We start from the raw sequence: 13,437 nt of genomic DNA, 5'->3' as shown, positions 1-13,437 counted from the left end.
TCAAACTTTTTACTTCTTGACTAAATAGTTTGTGTGAACGTTCAGCATTTGAAAATAATGTTTTAAAATCTTTCCACTTGATTACTGATTCAGGAAGCAAAATTAAAAAACTAACTCCTTACAATCTGCCTCTTATCACTTCACAGTCGCAGCCGCTCTTCCGCTTCTTCAGCTGTTTCTTCCCAGCATTCTGCTCCCTTTAAGTCCGGGATGCTCGCGGCTTTGAATACGGGGTTTCTGCCTGCTTTTCGTTGTTTGCTGAAGTCGTCGAGTACTTTGAAGGCGACTTTGCCGAGTAACAGTATGACGATCAGGTTAATGATGGCCATTAGTCCCATAAACAGGTCAGCCATGTTCCATACGATTTGTACTTTTGCAACGGCTCCAAAGAAGACCATTGCGAGTACCAGGATTTGATAAACTAATTTCCATGCTTTGTTTGCCTTAATGAATTCTATGTTCGTTTCGCCATAGTAGTAGTTCCCGATGATGGAACTGAATGCGAAGAACATGATGGCTACGGCGATGAAGTATGGTGCCCAAGCGCCTACATGTACAGCCATTGATGCCTGTGTTAAAAGAATACCGTTTGTTTCGCCTGATTCATACAGACCGCCAAGCAAGATGATGAAGGCAGTTGCAGAACAAATGATGATCGTATCAAAGAATACGCCCAGGCTTTGTACAAGCCCCTGTTTCGCGGGATGTGATACGTTCGCCGTGGCTGCGGCGTTCGGTACACTACCCATACCCGCTTCATTGGAGAAGAGACCGCGGCGCACACCTTGCATGATAGCCATACCGATCCCGCCGCCCATGACTTCCTTGAGACCGAATGCATGCTGGAAAATCAATGCAATCATCGCAGGAACCTGCGTAATATTCATAACGACAATAAACAATGCCACGATAATATAAAACGTCGCCATTACCGGGACAATGGTCTGTGTTACTTTTACAATACGCTTTACTCCGCCGAAGACGATAAACCCAGTCAAAACAATCAGGCCAATACCGACACCCCAGTCGGGAATGCCGAATACATCTGTAAACGACTGACTGATCGTGTTCGATTGCACGGAGTTAAAAATGAACCCAAAACTCATGGTCAGTAAAACAGCGAAGACAATACCAAGCTTCCGCCAGCCAAGCGCTTTTTCCATATAATACGCCGGCCCTCCGCGGAATGTTTCGCCGTCCTTCACTTTATACACTTGCGCCAGCGTACTTTCAACGTATGCCGTCGCCATGCCGATTAACGCGATCACCCACATCCAAAATACAGCACCCGGGCCGCCGATACCGATCGCAAGGGCCACCCCTGCCACGTTACCGGTCCCTACACGCGACGCTGCACTGATTGTGAATGCCTGAAACGGCGATACTCCGTCATTACTGCTCTTCTTCTCTACAATCAGACGGAACATTTCACGAAATAATCGCACCTGTACAAATTTCGTACGAAACGTAAAATACAAACCCGCTAGTAATAATAGTCCAATCAAAACATATGTCCAAATAAAATTATTCGCTGGCCCTACCAGCCAGTCCAAAGCATCTTGAAACATCCGACCACCTCCTTGTGTATGCTATACCCTGTCAACCTGTCTCCTATGCACATCAGAGATAAATAACCTATTACTTTTTACATGCTCTGCATCACAACCGCTGTTTTACATTCCAATAGCCCAAACGCGTTTTCCATCAGTTCTGATAACGGCGTACATCCGTCGTCCAGTGAATGCAGTTGAGTAAACCACTTCTGCAGCTCTTCGCGCGCCTCTTCTTCCACAGATCCTGAAATCACAACTGCCGGCACACCATGTTTTTTCGCTGCCTTCGCAATCCCCATCAGTGCTTTACCGGCCAGAGTCTGCCGGTCTGTCGCGCCTTCTCCGGTCAAAATAAAATCGGCAGACATCAGCGATTCGACAAACCCAATTGCACTTAGCACCACATCTATTCCGCTCTCCAAACGTGCACCTGCATAAGCAATCAATGCACCCGCACAGCCGCCAGCAGCGCCTGCACCTTGCAGATCATGCAGGCGAATCCCTGTCAGCCGTTCGGTTTCATCAGCAAAATGCTGCAGCCCCTCATCTAAACGCAGAACCATATCCGCATCCGCCCCTTTTTGCGGACCAAACACAAATGATGCCCCCTGCTCACCAATAAAAGGATTCTCCACATCGGACGCGATCCGTATATCCGCCTGAAGTATGCGCCTGTCCAGCTGCGACAGATCGATGCTATCAATTGACGAAAGTGCTGCACCATTCATCCGCAGTAACCGGCCTTCTGACAGAAAACGGACACCGAGAGCCTCGAGCAGACCTGTCCCGCCGTCATTTGTCGCACTGCCGCCGAGACCGATGATAAACTTGCGGAAGCCCCGATCAAGCGCATGACGAATCAATTGTCCTGTACCATATGCAGACGCTTTCATTGGATCCAGCTCATCCTCCGCCAGCAGCATCAGACCGGAAGCCTGTGCCATTTCGATGACTGCCGTCTCTTGGTCACCGAGCACACCGAACGAGGCATTAATTATCCGGCCGAGCGGATCCTGCACGGACACCGTCTCACTCGTTCCTCCTGTTGTCGTTATCAAAGCGGAAAGCGTTCCTTCACCGCCGTCTGCTACAGGCAAACGCAGCACTTCTGCATGCGGGAATACCTTTTTCACCCCTCGATACATGGCCTCAACTGCTTCTCCTGCACGCAGACTTCCTTTAAATGCATCAGGCGCAATCACAATCTTCACGGCCGCCACTCCCTTTCTTTGTATTTTAGCAGATTGAATGAAATAAAATACAGTGGAAATATCATGGAGAATCTATATTTCAGGTGAACTGATATTGAAATAGCCTGTTAAGTACACGGTATCCGGCAGATGAGCGCAGCGCGGACATGAAATGCCCCGCTAACGGCTTGTCACTATCAAATAAACACCCGTACATATCAAAATTACATAAGTAATGACTTGAAACGTTCTCTGGCTGATCCACTTAAATAATACTTGCCCCATCCATACGCCTGCGAATAAAGAAGGCAGTGCACACAGCGAGGAAATCCATGCCTCCTTAGCCGTCCCGCCAAACGTCAGCTGCATCATCAGACTGGCTGAATAAACAAATAGATAATACGCCAGTGTGGTACTGCGAAGTGTCGTTTTATCTATTCCGGAACCGGAAAAGTACAGCAGCAGCGGAGGGCCGGGCACGCCGATGCTTGTCGTTAATAATCCCGAAACCCCGCCAGCAATCAAATCTTTCTGTTTCGTTCGTTCAAGCGTCAACCTGAAAATAAGAAGCGCTGTTAAAATAAGAATGAGTGCACCGACTGACATTTTCAGCAGCCTGATATCCATAAACAGATAAACCAAAATTCCTAAAACCAATCCCGGCACACTTCCTTTTATTAGCCTTATCAGCAATCCGCCTTCTATTTCCCTCCTGATCCTCACGATCATTACAGCGGAGAGAACAATCGAAAGAATAATATTAATTTGAACCGCTGTATGTACAGGGTATATCAATAATAAAAAAGGAGTTCCGATAATGGAGAAACCAAAACCGGTACTCGACTGCAGCAGCGAAGCCACTAGCACAATGACAATTAGTATTCCCGCATCTTCTATCATCTATAATCACCCACCCGGTACGTTAACTGCTAGAATGCTGGATGCCCCTATTCTATTCAACAGTAAACGGCACTGCAAGAGTTACTTCATAGAAAGGTTCTGCTGGCGCTAAAAATGTCTTAACCAAACGGTATTGCCCCCGTATCAATTTGACCCCCAGCATATCAACCGAGAATGTCTGCTGCGTCACGGCTCCTGATTTTAATATCAGCCCGAAGTTTTTAAAATCGGGATTTTCGAGAAATACTGCATCCGAATGGGTCATAATATGCCAGCCGTCTTCTTCAAGCATCTCCATACGGTAATACGCACCATATCCGAAGTCTTTTCCGCTTTCATTTTTCAGCTCGGCATCGAAGACAGGTGTCGGGTCCGTATAGATATCTTTTGATATAGAAAGTGACAATCCTGCTTCCGACTGATGAAGCTCCTGGTCCGGAGAAGGAATATCCAGCGTGCGAACGGACAGGCTGTTACTGCACGCTGTTAATAAAAAGACGAGTGTGAACAGAATGAACTTTTTCATAATAATCACCTCTGTCTTTAGTTTATCAAGCGCCCGGCAGTCCGCGCCTTGACCCCTGTCAAGCTCGGGCACGCTGCACGCTGGAAATATCGGTGGAAGTTGATGATATAATATATTACAGTACATACTAAAGAACATATACGAAACAGAAGGCATAGGGGGCTGAGAAAGTATGCGATCCTTTCATTTCAACGGCAGTCGAATAGTGAAGACAGGGATAGCTATATTTTTGACGGCCATTATTTGCGAATGGATGAATTGGCCGCCGGTATTTGCGGTGATCACAGCCATTGTTACAATTGAGCCGACTGTCAGTGATTCCATTAAAAAAGGAATCATTCGATTTCCGGCATCTGCAATCGGTTCTGCGTTTGCCGTTTTTTTCATCACACTGTTTGGGAACTCTCCCATTACCTATACCCTGGCAGCCGTTTCCACGATTTTAGTCTGTTATAAACTTAAACTGCATGCGGGTCTGCTGGTTGCCACATTGACAGCTGTCGCCATGGTGGAAGTCATCCACAGTAATTACTTGATCGCATTTTTTATCAGATTGGGCACAACGACGACAGGACTGCTCGTATCCACCGCCGTCAACCTGTTAGTTTTTCCGCCTGACTACAGAAAAGATATTGCGAAGAACATTCAACTGGTGAGTGAACGGACAGGCACCGTATTGGACCGGCTATTCCGAACGATCTTATATGAGGGGCACGGGGAGCGGACTGAGGAAAAAGCAGTCATTCAACAACTGACAGAAGTAATCAGAAGAACAGAAACGCTCATTCAATTCCAGCGCGATGAATCCACATTGTTTTCTTGGGTGCGAGGAAATAAAAAAGATCTTAGGCTAGCTGAAGAACAATTGCTGTTTTTACATAACCTGGAGTACCATCTCACTACGTTGCTTCATATCCCTTTGCAGCACATTTCATGGACAACGGCGGAACGCGATCGTATCATGCATGCTGTAACGGAGCTTGCTCAGAACTTGAAGAATTCTGCAGGTTACAATCATGACAAGCAACAGCAGCACTTACAGACTATTACGGATCTGTTCTGGATTGACCATGAGAACGCAACGAAAGACAATAAGGCAGCGAGTGCTCCATTTTCTCAGGAGTTCATGATCCTGTATGAACTGGCCGCAATTTATCATGCAGTGAATCAATTTTATTATCACACCGCCGCGAAGTACCCTGACAATGTACTGGACAAACAATAAAAGCAGACATAGAAAAACAGGCTTATCGGGCTCCGATAACCCTGTTTCCAATATACAGTATCACTTCTCCAGCGCGTTCGTAATGTGCGCCAAATGATGCTCCTCATGCCACGCTAATTTCGCCAGCTTTGCCGCAACTGATATTTCACCGTTCTCTGCATGAGTAAACGTCCGGTCCAGCTGCTCGTTTGTCAAACGGTTCCCTAAAGCAACAATCCGCTCATTGATTCCTTCAAGCATTTTAATGGAGCTTTCCACAGGAAGCTCCGTATCTGGCTGCACGGCCCACTGGTCTTGGTCAAAGGCCGGTGCTGTCGGGTTATCATCTGTTAAAGCCAGCTTCAGGCGCTGATACATATTCAACTGGGAATCCGCAATATGATGCACCAATTGACGGACTGTCCAGCCTCCCTCTCGATATGTTTTTCGCAATTCCTCTTCATTCAATGAATCGACAGTTTCTCTTAACCGCGAAGTATACGTTGTAATTTCCCCTAGCCATCCTTGAATATCTTCCTGAGTAACTTGTTCAGGCACCTGTAATTTTCCAATTGGAAATTTTACATCCATACTATATCCCTCGCTTTCTTATTCTTTCTTTACCCTATTATCACATGTATTATCTAACTATTCTATCAATAAATTACCACAGCAGCACTTTCATATAAAGACAGCTGAAAATATTTGAGCTAAAGCCGACATATTGGTATTGACTCTCACGTTACGTCACACTTTACAATAAGAGTTGTCAGGAGGTTAAAACGATGAAAATGAAGGTAAAGGAAGTTGCTGATCTAGTCGGGATCAGTGTGCGGACATTGCATCATTATGATGACATCGGGTTACTGAAGCCGGATGAGACAACTGAGGCGGGATACCGCTATTATTCTGATCAGAACCTTGAGACATTACAGCAAATATTATTTTTCAGAGAATTGGACTTCCCGCTGAAAGAAATCAAGGAAATCATTACTGCGCCATCATTTGACCGAGTCGAGGCGCTCAGGCTTCATCGGGAAATGCTGCAAAAGAAGCGTGAGCGCATTGATCTGATGATAGCGACCATCGATAAAACAACTAAACACATGAATGGAGAGATTGATATGACGAACGAAGAGAAATTCGCGGGGTTTGACTTCAGCCATAATCCTTACGAAGAAGAAGCCCGCAAACGGTGGAGCAATCAGGCTGTCGATCAAGCAAACACTGCATTTACAAATGAAGCATTAGGCGAAAAGATGAATGATATTTTTCGCAGGCTGGCGGCACTTACAGATATCCCGCCCGAATCTGTTGAAGCACAAACAGGTATTGCTGAATGGTACCACTTTTTAAATTCTAGCACTGGCAATTATTACTCACCAGAAGCATTTAAAGGTTTAGGTGAACTGTATGTGGCTGACGAGCGCTTCACGAAAAATATTGATCAATTCGGCGAGGGATTGGCCCGATTTATGCGTGATGCCATGGCAGTCTACGCAGACAATCATAAAAAGTAAATGTTGTATTCATCCTCAAAACACCAAACGAGTCAGCGCTGCGATCGCACGTCTCTGACTCGTTTTCCAACAGGTGAAAAGAACATATGAACGCAGATGTATTTGCCATTCCCTTATTCCGCACCGACTTGTGAAAAGTGCCATTTCCATGTATATTTTAACTATCACTGATTATAAGCGTCATACATATGCAGGCGTTTGGATGAGTGAAGAGGGTTCGAAACCATCCCCTCTGAAATAAAAACTATGGAGGAATGTAAAGTGAATAAGGCAATTGTAGTATTTAGTGGCGGACAGGATTCGACCACGTGCCTGTTATGGGCATTGGAAGAATTCGACGAAGTAGAAACCGTCACGTTTTTGTATGGGCAAAGACATGAGCAGGAAGTGGAATGCGCCCGAAAGATTGCAAAGGATTTAGGTGTTAAACAAAAGATCATTCAAATGGATGTTCTTCATCAATTAACTGACAATGCCTTAACCCGGAGCGATATGGACATTGCAGCAGAAGAAGGAAGCGTGCCCAATACGTTTGTAGAAGGACGAAATCATGTATTCCTTTCCTTCGCGGCGATCTATGCAAAAACAATCGGGGCAAGCACGGTGATTACTGGTGTAAGTGAAACAGATTTCAGCGGATATCCTGATTGCCGGGATGAGTTTATTCGTTCATTGAATACAACGCTAAACTTGGCAATGGATTACCCCTTTACGTTAAGCACCCCTTTAATGTGGAAAAACAAAGCGGAAGTTTGGGAGATGGCCGATCAAATGGGACGGCTTGCGTATATTCAGGAGAATACGTTAACTTGCTACAACGGCGTAATGGGTGACGGCTGTAAAGAGTGCCCGGCCTGCACATTGCGGAATGACGGGTTCAAAATGTACATGCAAGGACACCGTGTCTCATGATCCGAATCACCATTTATTTACTGTCCATTATACTGGCCAACGTGATTACAGCAAGATTTGCACCATTTGAAATCGGACCGCTCATTATTCCTTATGGTACCCTATTCATTGGATTAACACTTGTCATGAGAGACATGGTTCAAAATAGATTCGGAAGATTTCAGACGTACATATTGATTGGCGCCGCACTCCTATTATCCGCTCTTTCAAGTTATTTATTAGGAGATCAATTGTGGGTCGTCTTTGCAAGTACGCTCAGTTTTATCGTTTCAGAAACAGCTGATACCGAAATTTACACACGTTTTAAACTGCCTTTCGTAAAAAGAGTTCTCTTTTCGGGTATTGTAGCCGGATTTTTAGACTCCAGTTTGTTTGTCATCATCGGAATCGGACCGCTTGGACTTCAATTCGTCCCGTGGGAACTGGTGCCGTACGCCATACTAGGACAATGGATTGCGAAAGTATTGATGCAGTTACTCGTTGCAGGCGGAATTAGACAAGTCGTAATCAAGCTAAATTTATACGAACCAAACATTTCAGATGTACACGAAAGGAGAATTCAACATGCGGGACCAAGATAAAAAAGATCTTACATTACTCGGAAATCAAGATACAAAATATAATTACGAATATGATCCAGATATTTTAGAGACATTTGAAAATCAGCACCAAGACAATGATTATTTTGTGAAATTTAATATCCCGGAGTTTACCAGTCTATGTCCGATTACCGGTCAGCCGGATTTTGCAGCTGTGTACATTTCTTATATTCCTGATGTAAAGATGGTAGAAAGTAAGTCATTGAAACTGTATATGTTCAGCTTCAGAAATCATCCGGGGTTTCATGAAGATTGCGCAAACCTTATTATGAAAGACTTAATTGCCCTGATGGATCCCAGATATATTGAAGTATGGGCTAAATTCACCCCGCGCGGCGGAATTTCGATAGATCCGTATTGTAATTACGGTAAACCTGGAACCGTTTTTGAACAGATGGCGAAAGAAAGACTGTTTCAGCACGATCTGTATCCAGAGAATATCGACAACAGATAAAAAAAGCCAGGCACGGAACAATTACAAATGGGCTAACCTAAATTTTTGAGACAATATAAAACACCTTCGAAGTGGTACACTTGTAAAAAGTACTTACAACGGAGGTGTTTTTGCGTGGGCAAAAACGTATATTCAAGCGAAGTAAAATGGGCAGTTGTCAAAGATAAATTGAGTGGGGAATTAACAACTAAAGAAATTATGGAGAAGCACGGAGTCAAAAATAAATCCCAGATTGAAACCTGGATGAGATGGTATCGTGCAAATGAAATATATCGTTTTGATCAACCGATAGGTAAACAATATACCTTCGGTCATGGGCCAGAACTTTCGAGTGAAGCGGACAAGAAAGAACGACAGATGTCTCATTTAAAAATGGAGAATGAGATTCTAAAAAAGTACATGGAGATCGAAAGGAGATTGAGAAAGAAATAGTTCTTCAGATTGTGGAAAAACTAAAAAAGAAGTATACAATAACAGCCATTTTATCCGCATTAGGAGTACCACGAGCTACCTACTATAGGTGGCGTCTGGAGGAAACGGATAAGTCTCTTTCAGTGGAAGAGGAGGCTATTATAGAATTGTGTAAACGCACTAAATATCGGAATGGACATAGAAAAATCAAAGCATTTCTAAAGCAGGAATACAACATAGAATTGAATCGCAATACGGTTCAACGCCTCATGCAAAAGCATAATTTACAGTGTCGTATCAAGCCTAAACGAAAGTGGAAATCTCAAGGGGAAAGTATCATAATTGCCCCAGATCTTCTTAAACGTAATTTCACAGCTAGTGAACCGAATCAGAAGTGGGTAACCGACATCACCTATATCCAGTATGGTAGTACGACAAAATATCTTTCAAACATTATGGATTTATACAATAATGAAATTGTTGCTTACAAATTATACGACCATCAACAGACACCACTCGTAATTGACACGTTAAAGGCGGCACTAGCTGCGAGAAACCACCCCACAGGAGTGATTATACATTCGGATCAAGGGAGTGTGTATACGTCATACGCGTATCAAGCCTATATCAAGGATAACGACCTGATCGGCAGCATGTCACGTCGAGGAAACTGTTGGGACAATGCGGTGATTGAATCATTTCATTCGAGTCTGAAATCTGAAGAATTTCAATACGTTAAATTTAATTCATTACGCAATAATATTGTAGTTGAACGAGTAATTGCCTATTTAAATTATTATAATGAAGAACGTATCCAAGAAAAATTAGGCTACCTGACACCGATAAAATATGGTGTCAAAGCAGCCTAATCATGGTGTTTTATATGTGTCTCATATCGCTAGGTCAGTCTAAAAATTGTCCAAGTGCCCGGCTTTTTTACTTTCTTCCATTATTCCTTCAATTAGAATGGGCCATACCCTGTCATGACCGCATAAGTGATCGCAATAACGCCCACCACAATCCACATTAATAATAGCGGAATCGCAAACCTGATCCACTGTGTCCACTTGACACCGCCGATAGCAAGCACTGCCATTAACACCCCAGAAGTCGGCGCAATAATGTTGGTAAAGCCATCTCCCAGCTTAAATGTAAGAACTCCAGTTTGTCTGGTCATTCCTAAAATATCTACAATAGGAACCATAATAGGCATAACGATAGCTGCCTGCGCATCCCCTGCTGTTACTAGAAGGTTAAAGCACATATTAAATAAAAATAGCAGCAATGCCCCTACTAATAATGTCGTCGACTCCAATGGCACGAGAACCATATTTACAATGGTATCCAATATATGCCCGTTCTCCATTACAATGACAACACCTCTTGCCAAACCTGCCACCAATGCACCGTATGCAATAGATTGTGCACCCGAAATAAAGATTTTCACAAAGTTATTCGGGTTAATGCGTGCAATAATTGCCACTACTACACCCATCATGATGAAGATACCCGCTAATTCATTAATCCCCCATTGCTTAGTGAAGGCTCCGTATACGAAAAAGACCAGCGATCCGACAAATGCCAAAATTACAAGCTTTTGTACAGTAGTGAAACTTGTAGCTTTACGCTCTGCAGGATCTTCCTCTCCGTCTGTAACTTGCTGATGATCACCGAACGGTTTACCAGCCATAATAGATTTCTCAGGATTATTTCTAATCTTTCTTGCATAATTGTTTGTATAAAGGATAGTTACTGTAATTAACGCTACAAATACAATTACACGAAGCACTATTCCTGAGAAGAGCGGTAATTCCGCAATTGTTTGTGCAAAACCTAATATTGTGGGATCAAAAACGCCTGCAATCATACCGGAGTAATATCCCAAATAAATCATCGCAACTCCGGTTATCGCATCAAGCTTCAGGGATCGCGCCAAACCGATACCAATCGGAATAAAGGCGATCACGGCGTTTGCTACAACTCCCATAGAAGCTAAAATTCCAAACATTGCACTGACTGTTGTTATTAAAACGATATACCGGCCTTTCGTTTTATCTATTAATTTATTCAGACCGGCATCAATAGCCCCTGTTGACTCAATGACTGCTATAATTCCTCCAATAATAAAGATCAGGAAAATGATATTTGCAGTTTGAACCATTCCTAATTGAATGGATGTAAACAAATCTAATAAATTGGCAGGGTTAGACTCTTGTGCAGTATAACTATTGGGTACTACTTTTGTTATATCATCTACAGTTTCCCGATCATAAGATCCCGCTGGTATCAGATAGGTTGCAATAGCCGCCAATATTATAATGCTGAATATAATGATATATGCATCTGGCATCGCAAATTTCAGACGCTTTTTTTTTTGCGTTCTTGTTCCATGAGATCCTCCTCAGTCAATCAATCTGATTGGACTTGAATATATTCTTTTGTCTTACGTAATTCTATTTTTATAACTTTTGTGATCAAAAATTAAAACGCTGTTTATCGATCGGCTGGCAAGGCTGGCCTTCTTTTAAATACATACTTTTATTTGTTAAGTTCATAATTACCGAAAAGACAGTAATTGTATCTGTGAAGTCTGACGTTCCAGGCACTTTGTGTATACAAATGGAGTTTGGCTGATTCTCGTGGTCGGCCAGCCAGCCTTCTATGTCTTGTTCCTTCACTGTGATGTTGTCTTTCGTAGAGTTTTTTATTAACTCCCCCATACGGTCAATTCGGCTATACGAATTTTCTTCCGTACTTAAATTATCGCTTCCAATATCGTCAATAACAGCTTTTGAACAGAAGTGATTTGTATGGTAAAGATACGAGTCTTCGGTGACCTTTTCGCCAAATTTATTCGGAGACAGCTCCAAGTTTATCGCTTTATGAACATCGCCCTTTGCCTGAGCCATTAAAAAGTTCGCTGAAGACCCCAGCTTGCCATCTACTACTTTATTTCTCGCTTCCTCAATGTCCGTCGAATTTAACACTTCTCTTAAACCGAGATGGATCGGCAGTTCATCTGATTTGAGGTTTGAACGTAAAGCATTCAGGCAAACGCCCAGTCCGTGTTCATTCAAGCCGATTTTTCCAATGATTCCTGCTTCCGTGACCATGTGAATTTTCGGTCCGTTCTGCTGAGTAATCTTCGTCATAATCAGACTTTTAGATTGAGCCGAAGTCCAATCCCAAGTTTGGCCCAAGAATGCGTACTCTGATTTAGGGGGCATGATCGCAAAGCTTGTACAGCCGTCTGTTTTATTTTGCGTTAATACAATTTCACTTCGTGCATTTAATACTAGAATGTCTTCAAAATCTACAGAAGCACCTTTTGCAAGCCCTTCCATTTCTTCAATTAAATCGACGTTCGTTTTTTCGATAGCGTGTAAATGTTTTTTCCCCATCTCTCTTGCCTGATTCCATGTGATATCTGCATTATTATAAAATAATTTTTCATACGCAGTTATACTGGACGCCACTTCACTTTTGGCTTGTTCTCCATGACTAAAACCAATCTCATACGGCGAACCGCTCAAATTTAAAATTTTCATGTTTATCCACCTTCAGTTTTTTTATTGTCCGATTCCTCTATCACGCAAAATAACTATTCAAGAATAACTTTTAAACAAAATATTCCAAAAACTCCGGATGCAGTTTTCTATTTTACTGAATCAGACAGTAAAATAGAAACTATCAATGATCTTGCTCAGCCTGCAAATAAAGTCTGGACGTTTTCGGCAAATTCATTGGCTGACTTTTTGATTGTACCTTTCATCAGTACATCCCCGAGCGTTGCCAGCCGGCCCGTCATTTGCAAGTCCATTGCATACGTGATTTTCGTCTCAGTATCTCCAACTTCATCAAGCGTTATATTCATTTTCGTTTTAAACAAACCAGCCAATTTCATCGGTTTACCGACCATTTCTACATTCATCTCTTCGCCTTCAACCGAATCTTTGAGAATGCCATTCGCTTTAAACTTTATGGTCATAAACATCGTTTTGACGACCATGTCTGCTTCATACTCTTTATCACTGAGGGCTACTAACCCTTCACAACCAGGCAGGCAGGCAGCCGGCTAACTTTTCTACATCCATAAATACTTCCCATACATTTTCTTTGGGAGCTGAAATAGTAAATGAATCTGTCATCTTCATGATTTACCCTCGCC

The 13,437-nt window shown here is 43.0% G+C and carries 15 protein-coding genes; 6 read left to right on the top strand and 9 right to left on the bottom strand.

Annotated features, from left to right (window positions below; genetic code table 11):
* Nucleotides 1-140: 140 nt before the first annotated feature.
* The 4 genes from SporoP33_RS10945 to SporoP33_RS10930 all read right to left on the bottom strand — a co-directional run bounded on the left by SporoP33_RS10945 (nucleotide 141) and on the right by SporoP33_RS10930 (nucleotide 4,169).
* A complete protein-coding gene (locus SporoP33_RS10945) occupies nucleotides 141-1,568 on the bottom strand; it encodes an alanine/glycine:cation symporter family protein (RefSeq protein ID WP_099662781.1) in 1,428 nt (475 codons plus the stop codon).
* A 77-nt stretch (nucleotides 1,569-1,645) separates the two neighbouring features.
* Nucleotides 1,646-2,764 (bottom strand): glycerate kinase, encoded by a 1,119-nt coding sequence (locus SporoP33_RS10940; protein ID WP_081243735.1) that lies wholly within the window; start codon nucleotides 2,762-2,764, stop codon nucleotides 1,646-1,648.
* A gap of 159 nt (nucleotides 2,765-2,923) precedes the next feature.
* Nucleotides 2,924-3,643 (bottom strand): sulfite exporter TauE/SafE family protein, encoded by a 720-nt coding sequence (locus SporoP33_RS10935; RefSeq protein WP_081243734.1) that lies wholly within the window; start codon nucleotides 3,641-3,643, stop codon nucleotides 2,924-2,926.
* A 52-nt stretch (nucleotides 3,644-3,695) separates the two neighbouring features.
* The gene (locus tag SporoP33_RS10930; protein ID WP_081243733.1) at nucleotides 3,696-4,169 is read right to left on the bottom strand and encodes an immunoglobulin-like domain-containing protein; all 474 of its coding nucleotides are present in this window, start codon (nucleotides 4,167-4,169) and stop codon (nucleotides 3,696-3,698) included.
* A gap of 172 nt (nucleotides 4,170-4,341) precedes the next feature.
* Between SporoP33_RS10930 and SporoP33_RS10925 the strand changes: the two genes are divergently transcribed.
* A complete protein-coding gene (locus SporoP33_RS10925; protein ID WP_081243732.1) occupies nucleotides 4,342-5,394 on the top strand; it encodes an aromatic acid exporter family protein in 1,053 nt (350 codons plus the stop codon).
* A 60-nt stretch (nucleotides 5,395-5,454) separates the two neighbouring features.
* On the opposite strand, the gene SporoP33_RS10920 is transcribed toward SporoP33_RS10925, so the two are convergent.
* Entirely contained in the window at nucleotides 5,455-5,964 is a 510-nt protein-coding gene (locus SporoP33_RS10920) for a YfiT family bacillithiol transferase (RefSeq protein WP_081243731.1), read from the bottom strand.
* Between the two features lie 194 nt (nucleotides 5,965-6,158).
* Between SporoP33_RS10920 and SporoP33_RS10915 the strand changes: the two genes are divergently transcribed.
* From SporoP33_RS10915 to SporoP33_RS10895, 5 genes are all read left to right on the top strand, one after another.
* Nucleotides 6,159-6,893: a MerR family transcriptional regulator gene (locus SporoP33_RS10915; RefSeq protein WP_081243730.1), complete on the top strand. Its 735-nt coding sequence runs from the start codon at nucleotides 6,159-6,161 to the stop codon at nucleotides 6,891-6,893.
* Nucleotides 6,894-7,139: 246 nt separating this feature from the next.
* Nucleotides 7,140-7,805: a 7-cyano-7-deazaguanine synthase QueC gene (gene queC, locus SporoP33_RS10910; RefSeq protein ID WP_081243729.1), complete on the top strand. Its 666-nt coding sequence runs from the start codon at nucleotides 7,140-7,142 to the stop codon at nucleotides 7,803-7,805.
* Complete coding sequence (locus SporoP33_RS10905; protein ID WP_081244837.1) at nucleotides 7,805-8,386, top strand: VUT family protein; 582 nt, start codon at nucleotides 7,805-7,807, stop codon at nucleotides 8,384-8,386. Before queC ends, SporoP33_RS10905 begins: the two co-directional genes overlap by 1 nt.
* Complete coding sequence (queF, locus tag SporoP33_RS10900; RefSeq protein ID WP_081243728.1) at nucleotides 8,370-8,858, top strand: preQ(1) synthase; 489 nt, start codon at nucleotides 8,370-8,372, stop codon at nucleotides 8,856-8,858. Before SporoP33_RS10905 ends, queF begins: the two co-directional genes overlap by 17 nt.
* Nucleotides 8,859-8,972: 114 nt before the next feature.
* A protein-coding gene (locus SporoP33_RS10895) for an IS3 family transposase (protein ID WP_155961339.1) occupies nucleotides 8,973-10,138 on the top strand; the annotation gives its coding sequence in 2 pieces (ribosomal slippage) (nucleotides 8,973-9,249 and nucleotides 9,249-10,138; 1,167 coding nt in all).
* 92 nt (nucleotides 10,139-10,230) lie between these two features.
* On the opposite strand, the gene SporoP33_RS10890 is transcribed toward SporoP33_RS10895, so the two are convergent.
* From SporoP33_RS10890 to SporoP33_RS16475, 4 genes are all read right to left on the bottom strand, one after another.
* Nucleotides 10,231-11,619: a YfcC family protein gene (locus SporoP33_RS10890; RefSeq protein ID WP_081243727.1), complete on the bottom strand. Its 1,389-nt coding sequence runs from the start codon at nucleotides 11,617-11,619 to the stop codon at nucleotides 10,231-10,233.
* A gap of 124 nt (nucleotides 11,620-11,743) precedes the next feature.
* On the bottom strand, nucleotides 11,744-12,817 hold the full coding sequence (locus SporoP33_RS10885; protein WP_081243726.1) for a C45 family autoproteolytic acyltransferase/hydrolase: 1,074 nt from the start codon (nucleotides 12,815-12,817) through the stop codon (nucleotides 11,744-11,746).
* A 155-nt stretch (nucleotides 12,818-12,972) separates the two neighbouring features.
* Nucleotides 12,973-13,332 (bottom strand): SRPBCC family protein, encoded by a 360-nt coding sequence (locus SporoP33_RS10880; RefSeq protein WP_255363041.1) that lies wholly within the window; start codon nucleotides 13,330-13,332, stop codon nucleotides 12,973-12,975.
* On the bottom strand, nucleotides 13,319-13,423 hold the full coding sequence (locus SporoP33_RS16475; RefSeq protein ID WP_255363015.1) for an SRPBCC domain-containing protein: 105 nt from the start codon (nucleotides 13,421-13,423) through the stop codon (nucleotides 13,319-13,321). The genes SporoP33_RS10880 and SporoP33_RS16475 overlap by 14 nt, the downstream gene beginning before the upstream one ends.
* Nucleotides 13,424-13,437: the final 14 nt, after the last annotated feature.

Source organism: Sporosarcina sp. P33, assembly GCF_002077155.1.
Lineage (GTDB): Bacteria > Bacillota > Bacilli > Bacillales_A > Planococcaceae > Sporosarcina.
Note: the sequence above shows the minus strand (reverse complement) of the source record. Positions and strands in the feature narration are given on the sequence as shown.

Bases quoted from the DNA above. Each gene is read 5' to 3' on its own strand.
- SporoP33_RS10920 (WP_081243731.1), bottom strand. From the start codon at position 5,964: ATGGATGTAAAATTTCCAATTGGAAAATTACAGGTGCCTGAACAAGTT.
- SporoP33_RS10935 (WP_081243734.1), bottom strand. From the start codon at position 3,643: ATGATAGAAGATGCGGGAATACTAATTGTCATTGTGCTAGTGGCTTCG.
- SporoP33_RS10925 (WP_081243732.1), top strand. From the start codon at position 4,342: ATGCGATCCTTTCATTTCAACGGCAGTCGAATAGTGAAGACAGGGATA.
- SporoP33_RS10930 (WP_081243733.1), bottom strand. From the start codon at position 4,169: ATGAAAAAGTTCATTCTGTTCACACTCGTCTTTTTATTAACAGCGTGC.
- queF (WP_081243728.1), top strand. From the start codon at position 8,370: ATGCGGGACCAAGATAAAAAAGATCTTACATTACTCGGAAATCAAGAT.
- SporoP33_RS10945 (WP_099662781.1), bottom strand. From the start codon at position 1,568: ATGTTTCAAGATGCTTTGGACTGGCTGGTAGGGCCAGCGAATAATTTT.
- SporoP33_RS16475 (WP_255363015.1), bottom strand. From the start codon at position 13,423: ATGAAGATGACAGATTCATTTACTATTTCAGCTCCCAAAGAAAATGTA.
- SporoP33_RS10890 (WP_081243727.1), bottom strand. From the start codon at position 11,619: ATGCCAGATGCATATATCATTATATTCAGCATTATAATATTGGCGGCT.
- queC (WP_081243729.1), top strand. From the start codon at position 7,140: ATGGAGGAATGTAAAGTGAATAAGGCAATTGTAGTATTTAGTGGCGGA.
- SporoP33_RS10885 (WP_081243726.1), bottom strand. From the start codon at position 12,817: ATGAAAATTTTAAATTTGAGCGGTTCGCCGTATGAGATTGGTTTTAGT.
- SporoP33_RS10915 (WP_081243730.1), top strand. From the start codon at position 6,159: ATGAAAATGAAGGTAAAGGAAGTTGCTGATCTAGTCGGGATCAGTGTG.